This is a genomic window from Neobacillus sp. S1227 (assembly GCF_055385255.1).
Window position 1 is genome coordinate 1,498,098 of sequence record NZ_AP038276.1, and the last position, 19,651, is coordinate 1,517,748.

At 37.8% G+C, this 19,651-nt stretch carries 28 protein-coding genes and 1 pseudogene; 18 read left to right on the forward strand and 11 right to left on the reverse strand.

Going from position 1 to position 19,651, the window contains the following annotated elements; all coding sequences use genetic code 11:
- The first annotated feature begins 168 nt into the window (after positions 1 to 168).
- Positions 169 to 507, forward strand: a complete 339-nt coding sequence (locus tag ACZ5AE_RS07605) for a DUF1878 family protein (protein ID WP_464570970.1) — start codon at positions 169 to 171, stop codon at positions 505 to 507.
- 4 nt (positions 508 to 511) lie between these two features.
- Here the strand turns inward: ACZ5AE_RS07605 and ACZ5AE_RS07610 are convergent, their stop codons facing one another.
- The gene (locus ACZ5AE_RS07610) at positions 512 to 1,087 is read right to left on the reverse strand and encodes an HTH-type transcriptional regulator Hpr (protein WP_464570972.1); all 576 of its coding nucleotides are present in this window, start codon (positions 1,085 to 1,087) and stop codon (positions 512 to 514) included.
- Positions 1,088 to 1,390: 303 nt separating this feature from the next.
- Between ACZ5AE_RS07610 and ACZ5AE_RS07615 the strand changes: the two genes are divergently transcribed.
- A complete protein-coding gene (locus ACZ5AE_RS07615; protein ID WP_464570974.1) occupies positions 1,391 to 1,582 on the forward strand; it encodes a hypothetical protein in 192 nt (63 codons plus the stop codon).
- A gap of 51 nt (positions 1,583 to 1,633) precedes the next feature.
- Here ACZ5AE_RS07615 and ACZ5AE_RS07620 read toward each other — a convergent pair whose 3' ends face one another.
- The gene (locus tag ACZ5AE_RS07620) at positions 1,634 to 2,161 is read right to left on the reverse strand and encodes a tryptophan transporter (RefSeq protein WP_464570976.1); all 528 of its coding nucleotides are present in this window, start codon (positions 2,159 to 2,161) and stop codon (positions 1,634 to 1,636) included.
- A 142-nt stretch (positions 2,162 to 2,303) separates the two neighbouring features.
- Positions 2,304 to 2,723, reverse strand: coding sequence for an HIT family protein (locus tag ACZ5AE_RS07625; protein ID WP_464570978.1), 420 nt, complete (start codon positions 2,721 to 2,723; stop codon positions 2,304 to 2,306).
- Between the two features lie 573 nt (positions 2,724 to 3,296).
- Between ACZ5AE_RS07625 and ACZ5AE_RS07630 the strand changes: the two genes are divergently transcribed.
- The 3 genes from ACZ5AE_RS07630 (at position 3,297) to ACZ5AE_RS07640 (ending at position 6,064) form a co-directional block, all read left to right on the forward strand.
- The gene (locus ACZ5AE_RS07630; protein ID WP_464570980.1) at positions 3,297 to 4,037 is read left to right on the forward strand and encodes an ABC transporter ATP-binding protein; all 741 of its coding nucleotides are present in this window, start codon (positions 3,297 to 3,299) and stop codon (positions 4,035 to 4,037) included.
- The gene (locus ACZ5AE_RS07635; RefSeq protein ID WP_464570982.1) at positions 4,030 to 5,256 is read left to right on the forward strand and encodes an ABC transporter permease; all 1,227 of its coding nucleotides are present in this window, start codon (positions 4,030 to 4,032) and stop codon (positions 5,254 to 5,256) included. Before ACZ5AE_RS07630 ends, ACZ5AE_RS07635 begins: the two co-directional genes overlap by 8 nt.
- Positions 5,257 to 5,341: 85 nt before the next feature.
- Positions 5,342 to 6,064, forward strand: a complete 723-nt coding sequence (locus ACZ5AE_RS07640; protein ID WP_464570984.1) for an EcsC family protein — start codon at positions 5,342 to 5,344, stop codon at positions 6,062 to 6,064.
- Positions 6,065 to 6,422: 358 nt separating this feature from the next.
- Here ACZ5AE_RS07640 and ACZ5AE_RS07645 read toward each other — a convergent pair whose 3' ends face one another.
- The 8 genes and pseudogenes from ACZ5AE_RS07645 to ACZ5AE_RS07680 all read right to left on the reverse strand — a co-directional run bounded on the left by ACZ5AE_RS07645 (position 6,423) and on the right by ACZ5AE_RS07680 (position 13,313).
- Positions 6,423 to 7,598 (reverse strand): M20 family metallopeptidase, encoded by a 1,176-nt coding sequence (locus tag ACZ5AE_RS07645; protein ID WP_464570986.1) that lies wholly within the window; start codon positions 7,596 to 7,598, stop codon positions 6,423 to 6,425.
- Between the two features lie 121 nt (positions 7,599 to 7,719).
- Positions 7,720 to 8,688: pseudogene (locus ACZ5AE_RS07650) on the reverse strand (hypothetical protein); the annotation flags it as partial.
- 14 nt (positions 8,689 to 8,702) lie between these two features.
- Positions 8,703 to 10,130, reverse strand: a complete 1,428-nt coding sequence (locus ACZ5AE_RS07655) for a recombinase family protein (RefSeq protein WP_464570988.1) — start codon at positions 10,128 to 10,130, stop codon at positions 8,703 to 8,705.
- 62 nt (positions 10,131 to 10,192) lie between these two features.
- On the reverse strand, positions 10,193 to 10,711 hold the full coding sequence (locus tag ACZ5AE_RS07660) for an ImmA/IrrE family metallo-endopeptidase (protein ID WP_464570990.1): 519 nt from the start codon (positions 10,709 to 10,711) through the stop codon (positions 10,193 to 10,195).
- Positions 10,712 to 10,788: 77 nt separating this feature from the next.
- Positions 10,789 to 11,394, reverse strand: a complete 606-nt coding sequence (locus ACZ5AE_RS07665; RefSeq protein ID WP_464570992.1) for a hypothetical protein — start codon at positions 11,392 to 11,394, stop codon at positions 10,789 to 10,791.
- Positions 11,381 to 11,995, reverse strand: coding sequence for a hypothetical protein (locus ACZ5AE_RS07670; protein ID WP_464570994.1), 615 nt, complete (start codon positions 11,993 to 11,995; stop codon positions 11,381 to 11,383). The genes ACZ5AE_RS07665 and ACZ5AE_RS07670 overlap by 14 nt, the downstream gene beginning before the upstream one ends.
- A gap of 23 nt (positions 11,996 to 12,018) precedes the next feature.
- Entirely contained in the window at positions 12,019 to 12,804 is a 786-nt protein-coding gene (locus ACZ5AE_RS07675) for a hypothetical protein (RefSeq protein ID WP_464570996.1), read from the reverse strand.
- 83 nt (positions 12,805 to 12,887) lie between these two features.
- Entirely contained in the window at positions 12,888 to 13,313 is a 426-nt protein-coding gene (locus ACZ5AE_RS07680; RefSeq protein WP_464570998.1) for a helix-turn-helix domain-containing protein, read from the reverse strand.
- A 173-nt stretch (positions 13,314 to 13,486) separates the two neighbouring features.
- Here ACZ5AE_RS07680 and ACZ5AE_RS07685 point away from each other — a divergent pair, with 173 nt between their 5' ends.
- The 13 genes from ACZ5AE_RS07685 to ACZ5AE_RS07745 all read left to right on the forward strand — a co-directional run bounded on the left by ACZ5AE_RS07685 (position 13,487) and on the right by ACZ5AE_RS07745 (position 19,649).
- Positions 13,487 to 13,687, forward strand: a complete 201-nt coding sequence (locus ACZ5AE_RS07685) for a helix-turn-helix domain-containing protein (RefSeq protein ID WP_464571000.1) — start codon at positions 13,487 to 13,489, stop codon at positions 13,685 to 13,687.
- Positions 13,688 to 13,800: 113 nt separating this feature from the next.
- Positions 13,801 to 13,923 (forward strand): hypothetical protein, encoded by a 123-nt coding sequence (locus tag ACZ5AE_RS07690; protein WP_464571002.1) that lies wholly within the window; start codon positions 13,801 to 13,803, stop codon positions 13,921 to 13,923.
- Between the two features lie 13 nt (positions 13,924 to 13,936).
- Entirely contained in the window at positions 13,937 to 14,128 is a 192-nt protein-coding gene (locus tag ACZ5AE_RS07695) for a hypothetical protein (protein ID WP_464571004.1), read from the forward strand.
- 9 nt (positions 14,129 to 14,137) lie between these two features.
- Positions 14,138 to 14,515 (forward strand): hypothetical protein, encoded by a 378-nt coding sequence (locus ACZ5AE_RS07700; protein ID WP_464571006.1) that lies wholly within the window; start codon positions 14,138 to 14,140, stop codon positions 14,513 to 14,515.
- 6 nt (positions 14,516 to 14,521) lie between these two features.
- Complete coding sequence (locus tag ACZ5AE_RS07705) at positions 14,522 to 14,719, forward strand: hypothetical protein (protein WP_464571008.1); 198 nt, start codon at positions 14,522 to 14,524, stop codon at positions 14,717 to 14,719.
- 142 nt (positions 14,720 to 14,861) lie between these two features.
- The gene (locus tag ACZ5AE_RS07710) at positions 14,862 to 15,320 is read left to right on the forward strand and encodes a hypothetical protein (protein WP_464571010.1); all 459 of its coding nucleotides are present in this window, start codon (positions 14,862 to 14,864) and stop codon (positions 15,318 to 15,320) included.
- Positions 15,321 to 15,341: 21 nt separating this feature from the next.
- On the forward strand, positions 15,342 to 16,079 hold the full coding sequence (locus ACZ5AE_RS07715; protein ID WP_464573569.1) for a phage antirepressor KilAC domain-containing protein: 738 nt from the start codon (positions 15,342 to 15,344) through the stop codon (positions 16,077 to 16,079).
- Positions 16,080 to 16,286: 207 nt separating this feature from the next.
- Complete coding sequence (locus ACZ5AE_RS07720; RefSeq protein ID WP_464571012.1) at positions 16,287 to 16,457, forward strand: hypothetical protein; 171 nt, start codon at positions 16,287 to 16,289, stop codon at positions 16,455 to 16,457.
- Between the two features lie 206 nt (positions 16,458 to 16,663).
- Positions 16,664 to 17,428: a DnaD domain-containing protein gene (locus ACZ5AE_RS07725; protein ID WP_464571014.1), complete on the forward strand. Its 765-nt coding sequence runs from the start codon at positions 16,664 to 16,666 to the stop codon at positions 17,426 to 17,428.
- Positions 17,421 to 17,777: a hypothetical protein gene (locus ACZ5AE_RS07730; RefSeq protein WP_464571016.1), complete on the forward strand. Its 357-nt coding sequence runs from the start codon at positions 17,421 to 17,423 to the stop codon at positions 17,775 to 17,777. The genes ACZ5AE_RS07725 and ACZ5AE_RS07730 overlap by 8 nt, the downstream gene beginning before the upstream one ends.
- Positions 17,778 to 17,782: 5 nt before the next feature.
- Positions 17,783 to 19,090 carry a replicative DNA helicase gene (dnaB, locus tag ACZ5AE_RS07735; protein ID WP_464571018.1) on the forward strand — a complete coding sequence of 436 codons (1,308 nt, stop codon included), beginning with the start codon at positions 17,783 to 17,785 and terminating at the stop codon, positions 19,088 to 19,090.
- Positions 19,087 to 19,272 (forward strand): hypothetical protein, encoded by a 186-nt coding sequence (locus ACZ5AE_RS07740; RefSeq protein ID WP_464571020.1) that lies wholly within the window; start codon positions 19,087 to 19,089, stop codon positions 19,270 to 19,272. The genes dnaB and ACZ5AE_RS07740 overlap by 4 nt, the downstream gene beginning before the upstream one ends.
- Complete coding sequence (locus ACZ5AE_RS07745) at positions 19,272 to 19,649, forward strand: replication terminator protein (RefSeq protein WP_464571022.1); 378 nt, start codon at positions 19,272 to 19,274, stop codon at positions 19,647 to 19,649. The genes ACZ5AE_RS07740 and ACZ5AE_RS07745 overlap by 1 nt, the downstream gene beginning before the upstream one ends.
- The last annotated feature ends 2 nt before the right edge of the window (positions 19,650 to 19,651 follow it).

A 19,651-nucleotide genomic window follows, 5' to 3' on the forward strand; every position in this document is an offset into this window, starting at 1 on the left:
AATCCCTCCCCACAGATTCTGCTCCATTTTACCTTACCAAAAAATTTACTAAAAAGATAGTCAAAAAGAATGGAAGGCTCTCAGATTTTTATGCCAGATAGGTAAATAATGAAATACGTTTATCCAAGTCCCAAAAAGGTGAATAATATGGAAAAAGGGGGGCTTTTCATGGATAAATTTGAAATGCTGGCTGAAAAAATCAATATGCTTGAATACCATCAAAAGCTGTTGTTAGAGGTATTGGACCATCCATCCAAGAAGTTCAGCCGGCTGATTATTGAAGCCGGCCTATCCGAATCAGAAGTGAAACATTTTTATTCCATATGTGACAGATTGAGCAAAAAATTGGAAGAACAAAAAGCGGAAGGGTACGTATACTTTCATCCGCTTTTTGCTGAGCTTTCAATCTCTATGCCAGAAAATCTGGATATAGGACAAACCGTCAAGGCATGTCTATCACAGAATCTATACAAACCACTTTTTCAGGAAATTGAAAAATTTATTTAGTTATTTAAGCAAGTTCCTGTTCTTTTTCTTCTAATTTTTTTAGTTTCCCGTCTTCTTCAACAAACTTGCTTTCAAGATTATGGAAGGAACGTTCAAAAATCTCCATGAAGTCCTGTCCATAAATATTCCGGATAATCGCCATCATTTCAATGATGTCCGGAAATTTTCCGTATAATTCCCTTAAAGGCAGAGCGCCGGTAAATGCTGAGTAGGCATTTGGATCATAGGTTTCCATTAATTGCAGGAGAATGCTTTCACCCTCTGGTGTCAATTGGATATAGGTATTCCGTTTGTCATTTTCCTTTTTAGAAAATTTCAGCAAGCCCCGTTCTTCTAATTTTTTTGAAAAGTTAAAAGCTGTTGAGACATGCATGACCCCGAACTTTGCTACATCGGAAATAGATGCACCGTTCAAATGGTATGCAATCCAAAGAATGTGGTGTTCATTAATATTTAAATCATAAGGCTTTATCCATTGTTGCCAGTCTTTTTCAATTGATTTCCATAACGCTTTGCTTAATTGTGCAATTCTTTGACTAAAAATCATTGCTTCCTTGGCCGAATATTGTTTCTCCGTCATCTCCATTTTCACCTACTTTATTATTACTCTATTTTCATTATGCCAATAAAATAAAAATTAATAAAGAAAAAATTCACAAAATTTTTAGAAATTACGATAATTTTATATTGATATTTAAATTGTTTGTATGATTTCTATTTTATTATAATTGATTTATACGAAAAATGGAAACTTTTTGAATATTTTTGTTAAAAATTTAATTTCCTTATATAGTGTTATTAAATATTTCATAGGTATGGCCAGAAAATCATATAAATAATTACAACATTAAGAAAATTCGGAATCCTGCAGGGGGATCTTACTATGAAAAGTGCTGCTATCATGTTTTTTGTTCTAAGTACCATTTTTTTCATGGGTACAGGTAAGTTTGTCATAGATTTAACGAGACCGGGCGTATATCCGCCTAAACAAATAATAAAGAAAAGGGCAGCTGTCTGCGCTAGCGGCGGGGGAATCTTTTTAGTGTTAGCCTTATTGTTTATCTATTTTTTCTAAAGTGAATTTAAGAAAAGAACCCTTAAGGGTTCTTTTCTTAACTACCTGTCATTACTTTTCAATGACGGAAACAGTTGATGATTTAGTTCTTTTAGCAATCGATTGCGCGATTGGGTAAATGATAACCATTGTGACGGTATTGATGGCAGCAGCAGGTAAAACAGCTACGCCAAACAACGCTGCAAATGGGCCAGGCAGACCAACCAAGAAATAGGCAGATGTTAAAAAGACAGTTCCGGACACAATCGTTCCTATCGCTGTCAAAACACCAACACTTACAATAGAATGGCGGTATTTTTTTAATGCTAAAAATAAACCGAAGAAGACTAATGCAGTGACGGGCTTATCAATGATATTTGGAAATTGTCCCCCAGGGAACTGAGTGGTGATAGCAGATAATACTCCTGTTACAATCGCCAAAAGCATAACGCTTTTGATTTCCGGAAAAAGAATAATTCCTAAGAACATCATCGCCAGCATCATATCAGGTTTAATGGTCAGAAAAGCCGGCATTACCGCGTGCAACACAAATCCAATTGCCGCTAAAAGTGCTAAAATGACAAGGTTTTTTGTTTTCATTTCTCATCTCTCCTCTGCTCTTCTAAAAGCTTTTTTCCTCCTGCAGTGCACTCATTGCCTGCAGCGAAGAATTTATACACATTATAACATATTACGATAATAATAAGAAAGAAATAATTTTCAGACAACTTACTGTACAGGCCTACAATCTATTGGCAATATTTGCCGCCATTTCCATTAGCATTTGTGGTGTATAGTCACTTTGATTATTTTTCCACACTACACCAAGGCCATCTCCTTTGCCATAACGGGGGATTAAATGCATATGGTAATGGAAAACAGTTTGTCCAGCTAACTCGCCATTATTGTTAATGGTATTTAAACCGGGCGGTTCAAATTCCAGTTTTAAAGCATTAGCAATGGCAGGGACCACTTCGAATAGGTTTCTGGCGATTTCAGGCGTCAGTTCAAAGACATTTTCTTTATGTATCTTAGGGATTACCAGTGTATGACCTTTTGTCACCTGACTAATGTCCATAAAGGCTAGGACATGTTCATTTTCAAATACTTTTGCGGAAGGAATTTCACCATTTACAATTTTACAAAAAATACAATCGCTCATTGTTGACAACCCTTTCAATAAATATTTTGTATATTTTACCATAAAACTTTCAGACAAAAAAGAAAAGAGCAGGATTCGCTTAGAATCCCGCCCTCTCGAAGGGGAAATTGCTTCAAATTTGACGTTCAATAGGAGTGTTCTTTGATAAACACCTCATTTTACAGTAGAGTGTTGTTATAAAGAAACATCATTGTTCAAGCTGACCATCCCCTATTTGTTTTTATCGGTTTTCTCACCTTTAAAAACGGACGATGTCTGCGACAAACACCTCATTTTCAGTTTTTTATCCAAAAACCTGGTGTTATTTGAACTTCAAATGGTTACCATGCACACTGTACAAAACAACCATCCCCTTATCTGAAACGTTTTAGAAGCTCTTTGGATTGAAACGGATATTGTCTTTTGTAGACACCTCATTTCAAATGGTTGATGAATCACTTCATCAAGTGAACTCCCCTTCGAATATTATGATGTCCGATTGATAAGGAAATATACAAATAAAATTGAATTTCTATTTTTATTGGGTTCGATTTGTTAAAATAAAGGAAATCATTACGGGAAGGACTTAAAAAAATGTCTTTATTAACGATTGAAGATCTAGTTGGCGGTTACACAAGGAATCCGGTCTTAAAAGACGTTTCTTTTGAGGTGAAAGAAAAAGAAATGGTTGGCCTAATTGGCTTGAATGGCGCAGGAAAGAGTACAACTATCAAGCATATCATCGGATTAATGGAACCACATCATGGTGTCATAAAAATAAATGGACTAACTATCACTAATCATAAAGAGGCCTATCGTAAAATGTTTACGTTTGTTCCGGAAACACCAATTTTATATGAAGAATTAACATTGGAGGAACATTTGCGCTTAACAGCAATGGCATATGGGCTTTCTGAAACGGACTATAAAGTTCGTGTTTCGCCATTACTCACTGAATTTCGGATGGAGAAGCGCCTAAAGTGGTTTCCAGCTCATTTTTCTAAAGGGATGAAGCAAAAGGTGATGATCATGTGCGCGTTCCTAGTGCAGCCATCGCTCTATATTGTAGACGAGCCGTTTGTCGGCCTCGACCCGCTCGGAATCCAATCATTGCTCGATTTAATGAGGAAAATGAAAGAAAATGGAGCGGGAATCTTAATGTCGACCCATATTCTGGCCACTGCAGAAAAATATTGCGACCGGTTTGTTATTTTGCATGAAGGGAAAATTCGGGCAAAAGGGACACTTTCAGAGCTTAGGGACCAATTTTCGATGCCTTCCGCATCATTAGATGACATTTATATTCAATTAACAAAGGAAGAAAATTATGTTTGATGCGGTGAAATTTTGGAAGGAACGGGCAGGCCGGCGTGTTAAAGATTTGAGCACATATCTCCGCTATATTTTCAATGGCCATCTTGTCATTGTTTTATTGTTTCTAATCGGCAGCGGTGCTTATTATTATCAGGAGTGGATTAAAACATTATCTACTGATTTTCCGGCGGAAATCATTCTTGCTCTGTTTATTAGTTTTTTCTTAACGTACAGCCCAGTTTATAATTTTTTGTTGGAAGCTGATAAGGTCTTTTTGCTTCCGTTAGAAGATAAATTAAAAGGGTATTTTCTTCGTTCTGGATTCGTCAGCTTTGTTCTTCAAGGCTACATACTCTTACTCATTTTTGCAGTTCTTATGCCAATGTATGCACATATAAGCAGCACTGGCTTTCGCTTGTTTTTCCCGTTTTTCATTGTTCTTTTTCTCATCAAGGGATGGAACTTAATAGTCAGCTGGCGGATTTCTTATTTTGTTCAGACATCAGTACATAAATGGGATCTGACTGTGAGATATTTCATTAATCTCTTGCTGACCTATCTGTTGTTTAAACAGGCAAATTTTGTGATCCTTTTGGTAATTGTTTTGATTATGGTTTTGTATTTTTTCTTTTTCCATAACAGTACAAAAACCCTAGGGTTAAAATGGGATTTATTAATTGACCAGGAAGAAAAAAGAATGGCTTCCTTTTATCGGCTTGCGAATATGTTTACAGATGTACCAAAACTAAAGGATACGGTAAAAAGAAGAAAATGCCTAGATTTTCTCTTGGGGGGGATTCGCTTTTCACAAGAAAATACGTATCTCTCTTTGTATGCACGGACTTTTTTGCGGTCATCGGATTATCTCGGACTGTTTTTCAGGTTAACGGCTATTGGCATACTAGGGATTTATTTTATTTCGTTTGGATTTGGACAAATTATCATCAGTATTTTGTTTTTATATTTAACTGGATTTCAACTGCTTCCGCTTATACATCACCACCAAAACAAGCTGTGGGTCGACCTTTATCCGGTTGCTGAAAAACACAAGCACGAAGCTTTTCATTTATTGCTGATGGTCGTTTTAACAATAGAAAACATCGTTTTTGCCCTGTCTATACTTCTAAAGGGAGAAATGTCCCTGGCATTATTGGAGCTTGCCGCAGGCCTATTGTTTAACGTCCTATTTGTATATTTTTACAGTAAAAATAGATTGAAGGATAGTATGAACCCCCTTTGAGCTAAGGCTAAGGGGGTTTTTTTGAAAACAAAATGCTGATTCTTACGTATTTACGCATAAAATTAGTATGGTGAGGTGAGGTTTGATGAACGATTATGAATTAAAGGTATATGATGAAGTTCAAGATTGGAAACGAAAATTGACGAGACGGTCAGGAATGATGAACAGGATTTCGAAAAAGGCGCAGGGGAAAATCAATGAAATCATCCCCGAAAAAGTTCATGAAGTCATGACGGACAGCATTAAAACAATGGTAAAGGCTACTTTATTTGGTTCGCAAATGACCACCAACAGAAACGCTGCAGAAGGGTTAACTCTTGAAGAAAGAGATGAATTAGTTCGCAAGAAAATTTCTACTTACCAAAAAACAGCGATGGTGGAAGGAGCCGGTACAGGGGCCGGAGGAATATTGTTGGGACTTGCAGACTTTCCTTTGCTGTTATCTATCAAGATGAAATTTCTATTTGATGCAGCATCCGTTTATGGCTTTAATACGAAGGAATATGAGGAAAGGCTATTTATTCTTCATGTCTTTCAGCTTGCTTTTTCAAGCGATGAAATCCGCAGAAATACGTTATCTGAGATTGAAAACTGGGAGGAGCGAAAACAGGTTCTTGTGGAAATGGATTGGCGGAAGTTTCAGCAGGAATATCGGGATTATATTGATTTTGTCAAAATGCTTCAGCTTGTTCCCGGGATCGGTGCCTTTGTTGGAGCATATGCCAATAACAACTTAATGAAAACATTAGGCGAAACGGCGATGAACGCTTATCGGTTAAGAATTTTGCAAAAAACCCCTGAGCTTTAAATAAAGTACAGGGGGTTCAGATTGTCGATAAAGGGTATTTCTCTCGGCATTTTTTTATTTTGTCCAAACTTAAATTACCGAACTTTTGTTGTTTATCCCTGCAAAATGGCCTGTTGATTTCCGCTCCGGGCACTCGCTTTCCGCGGGGAGCTCCTGGAGCCTTCTCAGCGCTAAAAGCGCCTGCGGGGTCTCCAGTGACCTCTGTATCCCGCAGGAGTCGAGTGCCCTCCTCTCCAATTAACAGGGAGGCAAGTCAACCTAAGTGTGCAACACACTTTTCCTTCCTTGATAATTGTGTTGCAATCTTTTCTACGTCCATGTCTTCATCCTAACGGTCTCGACAATGCCGAGTTTTCATTTATTCGTTATGCACCTTTATGGCTGCTGTTCCCAATGTCTTGGCAGCAATCAGCATGGCTTTTTCATCGATGTCAAATCGTGGATGGTGATGCGGGTAAGCAGCATCACCGCGTTCCGGCTTTGCACCGGTGTAGAAAAAGGTTCCCGGCACCTTTTGCAAATAATAGGCAAAATCTTCTCCTCCCATGTCCGGTTCGGTCTCTTCCACGATTTTTACTTCTGCTGCAAGGCGAGCACAGGAAGCCAGGAATTCCGTTTCCTTGGCGTGATTGACCACTGGAGGATAACCGCGATAATACTTATAGTCGTAAGTGCAGCCTGACATATAACAGGTGCCGTGGACAATTCGTTCGATTTCTTCTTCAATAAAGCTTCTAAGCCCCTCATTGAAGGTCCGCACCGTTCCGATAAGCTTTGCTTTATCGGCAATGACATTGAAGGCATTTTGTGCAGTAAAAGATCCAATGGTAACAACGGCCGAATCAATCGGGTTAACCCTGCGGCTCACAATTTGCTGAAGATTTAAGACGAGCTGGGAGGCTGTCACGATCGCATCTTTTGTAGTATGAGGCTGTGCGCCATGCCCGCCTTTACCTTGAATTTCAATTTCAAACCTGTCAGCAGCCGCCATAATAGGGCCAGTTCGATATTGAATGGTACCAGTTGGCACGCTTGCCCATAAGTGAGTGCCAAAGATTACATCCACACCTTCCAAGCAGCCATCCTCAATCATCGATATGGCACCACCTGGGGCATATTCCTCTGCATGCTGGTGAATAAACACATAGGTTCCTTCGAGATTGTCCTTAAGTTCATTCAATGCTTTGGCAAGGAGCAGGAGGGTGGCGGTGTGCCCATCATGTCCGCAAGCATGCATAACTCCTGGCACTGTTGATTTATATGGGACATCCTTTTCATCCTGAATCGGCAGGGCATCAAAATCTGCTCGCAATGCCACGGTTTTACCCGGCTTTTTACCATAAACCTTTGCCACTACACCATTTCCTCCGACATTGCTGTTCACTTCAATTCCAAGTTTTTCATAAAAGGAAACAATAAATTTGGCCGTTTCGTATTCTTGAAAGGATAGTTCAGGATGCTGGTGAAGATGTCGGCGAATGGTGACCATTTCCTCATAGGAGTTTTCCAATTTAGCAAACAAGTCATCTAACATATGTAAATCCCCCTCTCAGTCTTTACTATAAAAATTAACCTATTTTTCATACTATTTTAACATTTATAAAACATTTGGAACAAATAGAAGAGGCTGAAGATTTTCAGCCCCATTTGGAAATTCAGATTAGAAACATTGCCGCTATCGTGGTCACCACAAGTCCGATCACGACAGGGAGAAGATTTCGCCGTGCAAGTTCGAAGGGGTCAACATTACAAATTGCCGCCGCCGGGATGAGGGCCCAAGGGACAAGGGTTCCACCGCCAACCCAGATGGCAGCGATTTGACCTAGCGCAGTCAGGGTAGCCGCACCTTTTCCAATCGCGACGGCAAAAAGAGAAGCAACTGAACCAGCTAGTGAGATACCGGAAAATCCTGAGCCGTCAAGTCCGGTAATAGCACCAACAGCAGTCAGAGTAACGGCTCCAACCGCCTTGCTTAACGGTACGATGTTAGCAAGGGCCAGACCTAGATCGTTGACTATTCCTTGGGATGCTTTCGGCAGATATTCGCCGATGATTTTCGTAAAGCCGGCATCTCCCAAGTAGAAGAAAGCGGCAATTGGAATGACCGGACCAAAGACTTTAAAGCCAAATTGGAAGCCTTCAATCAAGTAACTTGTTGTTTTCTCAAGACCTTCATTTTTATAACTTGTCAATGAGATTAACAGAAGAATTAATATCGAGGTTCCGCCAATCAAAGCTGTTGCATCTCCACCGGTTAAATCTAGGATTGTCATAGCAGCAACGTCAGCGGCAAATAATAAAGGAACTAATATGGCAAAGAATCGTTTCTGGGAGAGAGAAAGCAGCCCCGGCTGTGTGGTTTTAGCATCAGAAGCGGAGATCATCGTTGTATCGGCCTTTAGAATTCCACGCCTCATGTCCCGGCGCAGGAAATAAAAGGCCGCAATTGTTGTCACAATACCCATGATAAATACTAAAGGAATACTGGCATCGATGACATCTTGGATGGGGATCCCGGCGGCATCAGATGTCAGTTTAGGTGCAGCTTGAATGACAAAATCACCCGATAAAGCAATTCCGTGCCCGAACAGGTTCATGGCCATGGCAACACCTAGCGACAACAAAGGAGTTTAATATTTTACAAGAATTTCACTTCTGTTATGATAACGCTGGGTGTCTTACCCGGGGCCCGGTAATAATCACTTGGCACATCCACAATAATGGATTCAAACAAATCATTGATAAAGTTTTTCTTTTCCATATCATTAGCCGTATCCCAAGCACGGGGGATAAATGTTAGCAAAGATAGAATTTCTTCCCGGTCATACCGTACTTCTGGCGGTGCTATCTCGGCCAGCTGCTCGTTAATAAGCTGTTCTTTTTTTGTGTCTTCAGCAGTCAAGGATAAATAATCTTCCTGAGTCATTATTCCGTTACCTAAAGCCATTAACCAGTTCTTTCTACGTGTCTTAATGGCAGCCAATTCGCGCTCTAATTCTTTAATTAAATGCGTTTGGTCATCCTGCTCTTTTTGTTCGATGTTAAAGTCCTTAGATAGCTGGAGGAATCGTTCCGGATCATCTGTAGTCAGTTCATCCAAAAACGTTTTGGTTAATGCTGGCTCCGTAAATTGTGGAAGGTCACAGGTACCTTTATTCTTTCTATTGATGCATACATAGTGTTTGCTACCCTTTGCTTTTCGAAAATATCCCGACAACGGACCCCCACATCGAGCACAACGCAAAACACCTGAAAAAGGAAAGGGTGAAGTCGCTTTTTTTCCTTCCATCGTTCTTTTGTTACGCAGCTGCTGGACTGTTTCAAAAGTCTCATCGTCGATAATAGCCGAGTGTGTATAATCCTCATACAAAATCGTATCCATTTTTGAATTTTTACCCCATCTAAGTCGGCCAGTATAAACAGGATTTTCGAGCCATCTTCCAATTGTTCGGATATCTTTATAAATTCCGTATTGCTGTAAATATAATGCTATAGTTCGAATACCCTTTCCAGAAATATAAAGATGAAATACATCTTTTAGGATGTTTGCTTCCCTTTCAGAAATCTCCAGTTCACCGTCTTTCAATCGATAGCCAAAAGGGGCACGGCCACCGTTACGCTCACCTTTATTTGCTTTTGATAACATGTTTACTGTAACACGCTCAGAAATCGTCTCACGCTCCCACTGAGCGATTGCGGCAACTAGTGTAATAAGAAACCTACCCATAGCGGTAGTGGTGTCGAATGGCTCAGTTACGGACCGTATAGCAATATCATGCGCATCGAATATTTTTAAAAGTGTATCCAGGTCACTTACTGAGCGGACAAGTCTATCAAGCTTATAAAATACAACAACATCAAACTTCCGTTCCTTGGCATCTTTAATTAAACGCTGCATATCTTTCCTTTTCAATGACTTCGCGCTGGCGTCATCCACATATGAATCAACATGCACCCATTTCTGCGATTCTATAAACTTACCATTTAACTCTTTCTGCGAATCGATACTGTATCCTTGCTTAAATTGCTCATCCGTTGAGACACGATCGTAATCTACAGCTCTCATTATTTTTCCTCCTTTCCACATTAATGATATATAAATTTAGTAATAAGTTATCTTGGTAAATTCTACACTTCATATATATGCCGGCTTTCTGCCACAAAACTAAAAGACATACATCGATTTTTGATTTGCACCAGTCGTTCTTCACATAACTCGGGAGTAACACTAAAAAGGGAAGCCATTTGGTCAATTACATACGGGTCCTCAAAATCAATAAACTTAAGCATATGACGTGGAATAGCAGCATACTTAGTAAAATGCCTGGCATCCCATTCCTGCAGTTCACGAAACGCTGCCGGCAGCATGGTTTGCACACCGGTATGCCTAAGAATATGACAGAGCTCATGGAAGAAAATTTCTCGCTGCTGATCCTTTGACTTACGTTGATTGATATAAATTCCTCGAAAGTTTCCGTTTACTAAATACTTCGATGGTAATTCCCACCGATTAATAAAAATGTTATAGACTCGGGCTATGTATTCCTCGTTTATTTGGCGTGGATGTAGGATTTTTAGACGAGTATAAAAGTTTGTCACCCAATCCTCTAGGGCTGTCGTTTTATATGTGTTTTTGTATAATTCCACCAAAAGTCCCACCTTTCGATAAAATTATACAAACATTTGTTCGCTTTTACAATAAAAAGAAAAAGCCCATTTTTGGGCTATATACAATTTAAATTATAAGTAAGTTCTGTTTTAAATTCTTCAGACTCAGCAATAATGGTTAATTCTAATATTCCTCTATCATGTGGCTCAATCTCCAAGTCATAGAGAAAAAACCTCTTTGATGAATAAAGGTTGGTAAGGAAATTGTCAGGAATTAGATAAATAAACTTTCTCAAGTGGTTGGTTGAGTTAATATTTGTATTATTAACATTGATATTAATATTTTTATTTGATTTTATTTCTAAACTTGGCAGTTTAGTTGTAGGATGAACCGCATTAATATATATTTGCATGTTATGCCTTGTATTGATTTGAAAGCGATCACCAATAACTTTAGGAAAAATTGTAAGGTCAAAGCCTGTAGACTTTATTTCCTTTTTTATCAATAGTCTACTAATTTTATCATTAGCGATATCCAAATCGTCCTGGCACTTGTATAGTTTAGAAGCAATGTAAGTATTGATAAATCCAATTAATAATACACCACATACCCAATAAATAGTAATTTTATTATTGCTATCAAATAAACCGCCTAAATAAGCTCCTAGTATAGAAATTATTGTTGGAATTAAAATCTGAACTGCAAGATTAACTAATCGCATGTACTATTTCCCCAGTAAATTTTATCAGGTAATCTTCGTCGCTGTTATTAACAGAGATTTTATTGTAATTTGTGATTGAAATTAATTTATCTTCCACATTTAATAATAAGAAATCAATTGAAACATTCTCAGACATCAAATTTAGTAGCTTTTCCAAAGGCATAGATTCTACGCTGTATTCTTCCTCGCCATCTGAATATTCTAATCCCTTTACAAATCCATTTAGTCTAGAAGCAATTTTGGATATTTCTCCATTGTTTAATTTACTTTTAATTATTTTTGAACTTGTTTGCAGTTCTATATAATTAGATATTAATTCAGTATATTTATCATTAATCGATTCAATTAATAAATAATCAGAATCAAAAAATATAAATGTATTTACGTATTGATCGAAAGGAACATTAAGTTTTTCCCCAGATTTTTTTGTACCGAATTGATACTCATCCGAAATATAAAACACAAGATGTAAATGTTTTTCATTAAGTTTGTTTACATGGAAGATGTCCACTTCTTCTTTTTTAGATAAGAACTTAGGTTTCTTTTTTGCGAGCTTAGTCAATTTCTTTATATTATTGGTTTGAAAAAGATTAAAGTTCAAAATCTAACCCTCCTTAGATTGAACTATTGATGTTGTAACCTAGATAATTCTTGTATTAAATATACAACAAAATTATTGAACATATCATTATTGGAAAATTCTTCTTCGTTAATTATTATTCTATTTTTGTCAGAATATAATGTAACTGAAACAAGATTAGGAGCACCTTCTTGAGAATAAGGCATTTCAAATTTTATATGTGACATTTCTCCATGTTCACTGTATTGCTCCTGAACTAGAGATGGATCAGTATCATTAGCTGGGTCAATAACAAAAGATACTCTCCTTGTGCTGTCTCCGTGTTTTACTATTTTGTTAAAAGTGGCAGCACTCCATTGATAATTAGCTTGTATCGACCTAATCAATTTGTCAGTAATCCTAAAACTAGTGGTTTCAAAACCTAAAGATTCTACTTGCGCTTTTACTTTTGCCTTTTCCCTTTCTTCTATAGAATTATCAAAAATTATAATAAAATCGCTTTGATCTGTAATGAATATTTTGGACTTTGAATAATATTTATGCTGTCTTTTTTCGGTGGTAAAAGTATCATCCGAAAATTTTGCCTCATTGAAATTTCCTAAACTTCCTAATGTTACACAAAAACTTTGAATGGCATTTCTATCCATAAGTGTAGTTCGTTGTATTTTACCGAAACCTTGCCCTTCGAAAAAACCTTCTACATTTATCGGAGCTTTATTGTTATCCATTTGTTCCTGAAGATAAGTTAATTTTAATTTTCCTTCTTCCGAAAAGAACAAATCTGGTTGCTCGGCAGTATTTAAAGAATAAACATAAAGGTAACTAGCCAATTTCATGCCTCCATATGTATTAATTTTTGTAATTAATGTCGTCGTACAAAAACACCCAGAACTAAATTAATGTTCTAGGTGTCTTATTTTTTCTCGTTGCGTTTCTTAGCCATATCAGCAATTGCTTTAAATTGTGCATCAAGTAATTGGATTTCTTCTGGTCCAAGGTTTTTCCATTCCTCGATATCGAAAAAACCTAATTGCTCGAGGCCGTATTTTTTAGCAAGCTTGGTTATTTCTGCAAGTGAATCGTAAATCTCATCATGATTGATTATTTTTGATTGATTGTCTAATTCATTTCTATCATTAGTTTTTCCCATCAGGAAATCGGTAGTGACTGAAAAGACATCAGCGAATTTGCTAATCTCATGGTCCTTTACCGGCCGTTTATCTAGTTCAATCCTATTAATGACACTGTAATTAATTTCTACACGGTCGGCTAATTCACGTTGAGACCATTCTCTTTCTTCTCTTAAACGCTTTATACGATTACCAATACTCTCTGACATTTTTTCACCACCAATTCTTATATCAATTTATCTTTGTTTAATTTTATCATGTTTCCAAAACGGAAATAAAAATATTTCTAAAAAAGCAACAAAAACTATTGACGTTTCTAAAATAGAAACATATAATCAAATTACAAGGTGTTGCTAATTTAGAAACGTATCGGAGGTGCAAAATGAGTACTGTGAATCTCATGTACATCAAAGAAAGACGAACAGAATTGAAGCTCAGTATGCAAAACGTTGCTAGTCAATTAGGATTTAAAAGTGCTTCAACATATTTAAAATATGAAAATGGTGATTATTCATTTAAGGCAGAGCAGTTACCGTTACTAGCCAGTGTATTACAATGCGAAATAAAAGATTTTTTTTGTTAAATTTGTTTCTAAAATAGCAACAAATTATTATCAGTATATTTTACCCAATACTCAAACCTGTCATGAAAGGCGGACAGACGGATCCACATATACATCATTAAGGAGGCGATCAAATGATTAAGGTACCAGCTGAGAAGTTAGCGCGTGCGGTCGAAAAACATTTATTGCCGGGAGTATTAAGGTACGTAGCAGAGCAGCAAAGAACCCAACAACAGGACACTAAAAAGAGCTCTTGAGGAGGGTTTGGAAGTGGAAAAAGATGTGACTCATCGGATTGCTTATTATCTTAAAAAGGTTAATCAAAAAATGTCAGTTCATCCAACGAAAGTACCTCCTAGATCTCACAAATATCGCAATGAGCGTTTAATGCTCTATAAAAAACTCATGCATGAGCAGATTGCAGATAAGTATCCGGCATTGGCTAAGAAATATATGGGGTAGGAGGTATAGATGATGAACACTGATCATTTAATACATCTTCAGGATGTCATTGAATATGTTGAATTAATCGCTGGTAAGAAGCTTGATGAAAGACAAAAAACATTTTTTACCGATGCGCTTAGAAACACTTATGGAGCTGGATATCAAAAAGCAGCCAATCTAGCAGCTGATATTGTCTATAAAGATAAGTTCCAGCTTAGCCCGGAGCATTTTGATTGGTTCATGCAGATCCATCGCCGGCACATGAAAGCCTGGGGAACAGAGAATCAAAAAAAATATTCGTTGCCGAATGTCCGCGAAGTTAAATACGACAAGCAAGAAGATTGCTTAAAAGTCTACTATGACGATACCTGGTGGCACTATGATCGGCGCGGGCAGTGGTGGTAATCACTCATGAAGATAATAAAAGTAGATATCAATAATGATGATTACGAATTTCTCAAGGAAATCGCTGATGGTCAAAACACAAATGTCGCTAAATTGGTTGGGGCTTTTATTCAAGATCTAACTTATTCAGAACGATCTGGCGGTTCCGACGAAAGAGCTCTTGCCCGGGAATGGCTGTCCAGAAACACATATAGGGATTGGTGAAAGATTAAATAATTCCGAGGTTGAAAAACCTCACATTTTTTTGACGAAAATTTGTCGAATCGTTGTGCTGAAATATAGGTTAATATCTGTTCTTTTGAAAAAACAATAGTAAAAAAATAGAAAAATAGAGGAGAATGTCGAAATGAAAGAAAATTTAGATCAAGCCAATTTATTTCACTCAATTATGGACATCCTTATCGATGTCGAAAAAGGAAATATTAATCATATCGATGGAACAGAAAAGGTTTTTAGCGCTGTTAAAGCATATGAAAATACAGAAATCAAAATATTAAACTTCTGTTCTATCGAGGAAGCTCGCGATTTTTTTGAAACTAATAAACTAGCAAAGATTTCAGTAGCTTTGCATTTTAATAATTCCGAAGAAACGATTCTTGGTTGGGACGGCGCAGTAAAGCTCACCATTCTTGATTTGATTGACCAAGAAGTAGGTTATGCATTAGCAGTCTATTTCGAGGAATCCAATTCAATTGAAGTGACCGATAGTAAATTCGCATTTTCGATAGATTCCAAGGGCCAGACACTCCTTATTTCCTCAAAGGAACATGATGAATTTGATATTTGGGTATCTGTTGTTCAATAAAAGAGTGGAGGCAATAGAGTGATGAATGAAATTAAAAACTTTAATCATCCCATTTTTGGAGAACTTCCGGTTTTGATGATAAACGGAAAAGAATTTTTTGGAGCTAATGAAGCAGCAATTTCATTAGGATATTCAAATCCACATGATGCAATAGCTAAACACTGTCGACCAGAGGGGGTAGCGTTTCACGAGGTCCTTACAGCTGGTGGCAGGCAGCAGAAGAAATTTATCAATGAAGGCAATCTATATCGTTTAATAACAAAATCTAAACTACCTTCTGCAGAAAAATTCGAAGTTTGGATCTTTGATGAAGTGTTACCTACAATCCGAAAAACAGGCGGTTATATTAGCAATGATGACATGTTTATCAATACATACTTACCGTTTGCGGATGACCACACAAAATTAATGTTTAAGACAACACTTGAAACCGTTCGAAAACAAAATGAGCAGATTTCTATCATGAAACCAAAAGCGCAATATTTCGATGCGCTTGTAAATAGAAATCTACTAACAAATTTCAGAGATACAGCAAAAGAAATTCATGTCAAAGAGAGAGACTTTATTAAATGGTTACTTGACAACAAATATATTTATAGGGACCAAAGAGATAAGTTGAAGCCGTATGCACAATATGTTCCAGAACTCCTTGATATAAAAGATTTTGAAAAGAATGGTAGAGCTGGTGTTCAAACACTGATTACACCAAAGGGAAAAGAAACCTTCAGGTTATTAATTGAAAAGAAGGTGTTAGTGTAATGAATCCATTTGTTGTCTATTGCTTGATGATGATCTGTTTCATTTTTGGAGTCATTATCGGAGATATGGAAGCAGAAAAGGAGTTCAGAAAGATGTAAGGCCGTAGCATTATTTCGGTCTTACCGTAATGGTCAGGAACTGTTTCCCCATCCCCCAGCGTTCTTGGCCATTACGGTGCGCACCGAAAATCTAAGAAGGGTGGTTAGTATGTTATTTCATGTTGATTTTGCTTTGAAAATTAACGGGAATTTTCAGATTGTGCATAAAGCCTTTATTTTTGCCGAAAGCGTATCTGAATGCCAGGACATGGCAGAAAACATTCGCGACAAACTGCCTCAAAATAAACAGCAGCATCTTCATATTTTCATTGAGGCTTAGTATATCACAATGATCACCTACACACGTACAAAAGTTTTGTTACCGGAAAAAATTTTAAGGGAAAAAGATAACAGGACAGAACAAGCATTTCAAGCAGCTGTTCGAGATTATTTGCTTCGTTACCCAAATTATCAATTCATTCGGGTAGACGGGCCGTTTGCCATCTGTGATCGAGCAGATGAAACCAGAGAAAGGAGGAAAAGAAGGTGAGCAAACTCTTACTAGATGAAAGCCCAATACTAGTCCTTCCTTCCTTAGCAACGAGAGTCGGGCTAAATGAGGCGATATTCATCCAACAATTACATTATTGGTTAAAGGAAAGCAACAACATTCGTGATAATCATAAATGGGTTTATAACACTTATGAGGACTGGCAAGAGCAATTTCCATTCTGGTCCATAAGCACAATCAGAAGGATTATCACCAAGTTAGAAAAAGGGAATTTAATTATTATTGGCAATTACAACAAAATGAAAATCGATAATACAAAATGGTATCGGCTAAACTACGAACTTCTCGAAGATATGAGCAGACCACCTGTTCAAAATGAACAGACGGAGTGTTCAGAATGGACAGAGGAAGTGGCCAACTTGAACACACCAATAACCAGAGATTACTACAGAGATAAAGAAGAAGAAGAAGAAGAACCCGTCCAGGATTCAAATCCGGTTGTATTTTTTGAACAGAATGGATTTGGAACTATTGGCAGCCATATGGCACAAAAAATTTATGATTGGTGCGACGATCTATCTCCCGAAATAGTCATAGAGGCTATGAAACTAGCAGTGGAGAACGGCGCAAAAAGGTGGAGCTACGTCGAGCAGATTCTAAGAGATTGGGCTGAAAAGAAGTATTCAACAGTCGAACAGGTTCGTGCAGCTGTCCTTGCTTTTAAAGAAAAACGAGCTTCTCCGGCATCCGGTTATCGTAAAAAGACGGTCAGGAAGGAGGATTTTAACTTAGATGATTAGCAAAAAAGAAACCTTTGAACTCTTGCAAACCATAAATGCCTTTTATGAGCAATTTGAAATTAATCAAAGCAAGATAGATTCCTGGCATTTGGCCATCAAAGATTACGATTTTGAAAGACTCAAAGATAACTTGTTTCGCTATTGTCGAGAAAACAAATATCCTCCCAAGGTCGCTGATTTAATCAATGAAAAGTCCAAGGTACTTGACCGAATGAATGCCATACCGGACGCCGAGGAAACTCGTAAGTATTTAGAGTCGGTTATAAGAGTTTCTGAGTATACCGATGAAGAGAAGAAATCGATTGAACAATCAAAAGCAAAAATAAGGGAAATTTTAGGGTTGGGTTGATACGGATGGAGGAACTGTTTTTATACAGCGTTGAAGCTGAGCAAGCCATTTTAGGAAGTTTACTTCTCGAACCTGAACTAATAAAAGAGTCCAGGCTCAAGCCACAGTATTTTTCGCCGGGCGCCCATTTCAACCTTATGTGGACTATGTTGGACTTGGACAGCAAAGGTATTCCTATCGATTTCGTTACAATCATAGATCGTGTTGGAAATGACAAAATCGAAAAGATAGGTGGCATTAGCTATTTATCAGATTTGTCTGGGGCTGTACCGACAACGGCTAACTTTACTTTTTATGAAAAAGTGGTTTATGAACACTGGCAAAGAAGAGAAGCAATTAAACTGGCAAATAAAATCAAAGAGTCTGCAGCTGGCGAAAACCCTTCCGAGCTTATCCAAACAGTTATCAGCGATTTAATCAGTTTGGACGATGAAAGCACGAATGACGATGGCTCCATAAAAGATGACTTGGTTGATATTTATGGCGATTTCGAGAATCCAAAGGGTGATATTACCGGTATTCCAACCGGATTCTCCGAACTTGACCAGATAACTTCCGGGTTGCAAAAGCAGGACTTGGTTATTATTGCTGCCAGGCCATCAGTTGGAAAGACAGCTTTTTGTCTCAATATAGCAGCCGGCGTAGCATCTCAGGAAAAATACGCAGTAGGCATTTTTTCTCTGGAGATGGGCAGGAAACAATTACTCAAACGGATGATAGCCAGCAACGGCAGGATCTTCGGTCAAAGCATTCGCAAGAACAGAATTGCCGGCAATGAATGGGACAAGCTCAGCATGGCCATTGCCGAAGTGGGCCAAATGAATTTACGTATCTTTGATAAGCCGGGTGTCACTGTCAATGAGATATGGGCTAAGGTTCGAAAGATGAAACGGGAATTCGAGGGAAAAGAAATTGTTATCATCATTGACTATTTGCAACTAATTACCGGCAGCGAAAAACATCGTGGAAACAGAACGCAAGAAATAAGCGAGATCAGCAGGACCTTAAAGCATTTAGCCCGTGAACTAGACGTCAATGTTATTGCCTTAAGTCAGCTATCTAGGGCAGTGGAACAACGGCAAGATAAAAGACCATTGATGTCCGATATTCGAGAATCCGGTCAAATTGAACAGGATGCCGATGTTATAGGATTTTTATATCGGGATGATTATTACGACAAAGAAAGTGAAAGCAAAAATATCATCGAGATTATTATTGCCAAACAGCGTAATGGCCCTATTGGAACCGTACAATTAGCTTTTTTGAAAGAATATGGAGTGTTTTTAAATTTAGAAAGGAGGCAGGGAGCATGAGAGAGGTAATTACAGTTGAATTGGATTTGACTGATGTTCAAGCAGCCATTGAGGACATGCTTTTAAAACATGGGTATGAAATAGAAAAAGTTAAATTCAAATGTGAAGGATTTGTTAGTGGGATTGATTTAATCGGTGCCACTGCAACGGTTACAAAAATAACCAAAGGGGAGGAAGCATAATGTCAAAGATTGTGGATTTAAACACCTTTGCCAATGGTGCAATGGCAGAAAGATTTAACCAGGAATTACAAAAGGTGCTTGACAATGTAGTTGATCCTAATACGGACCCTAAGAAGGTTCGTAAAGTTACCATGACCGTGAGCATCAGCTCCAACGAGAACAGGGAATTATCCGATGTCAGCGTCCAAGTTAAGAGCACCCTGGCACCTGCTAAAAATATCGAAACCAAAATCATTATGGATTATGACAATAACGGTCAGGTGACCGGTGCGGAATTAAAATCAGGTGCAAAAGGCCAGACATACATAGATCCAGAAGGTGACGTGGCTGACGATAAGGGCAATAAGATTATTAATTTAAAGCAGCAAACCAAATAATT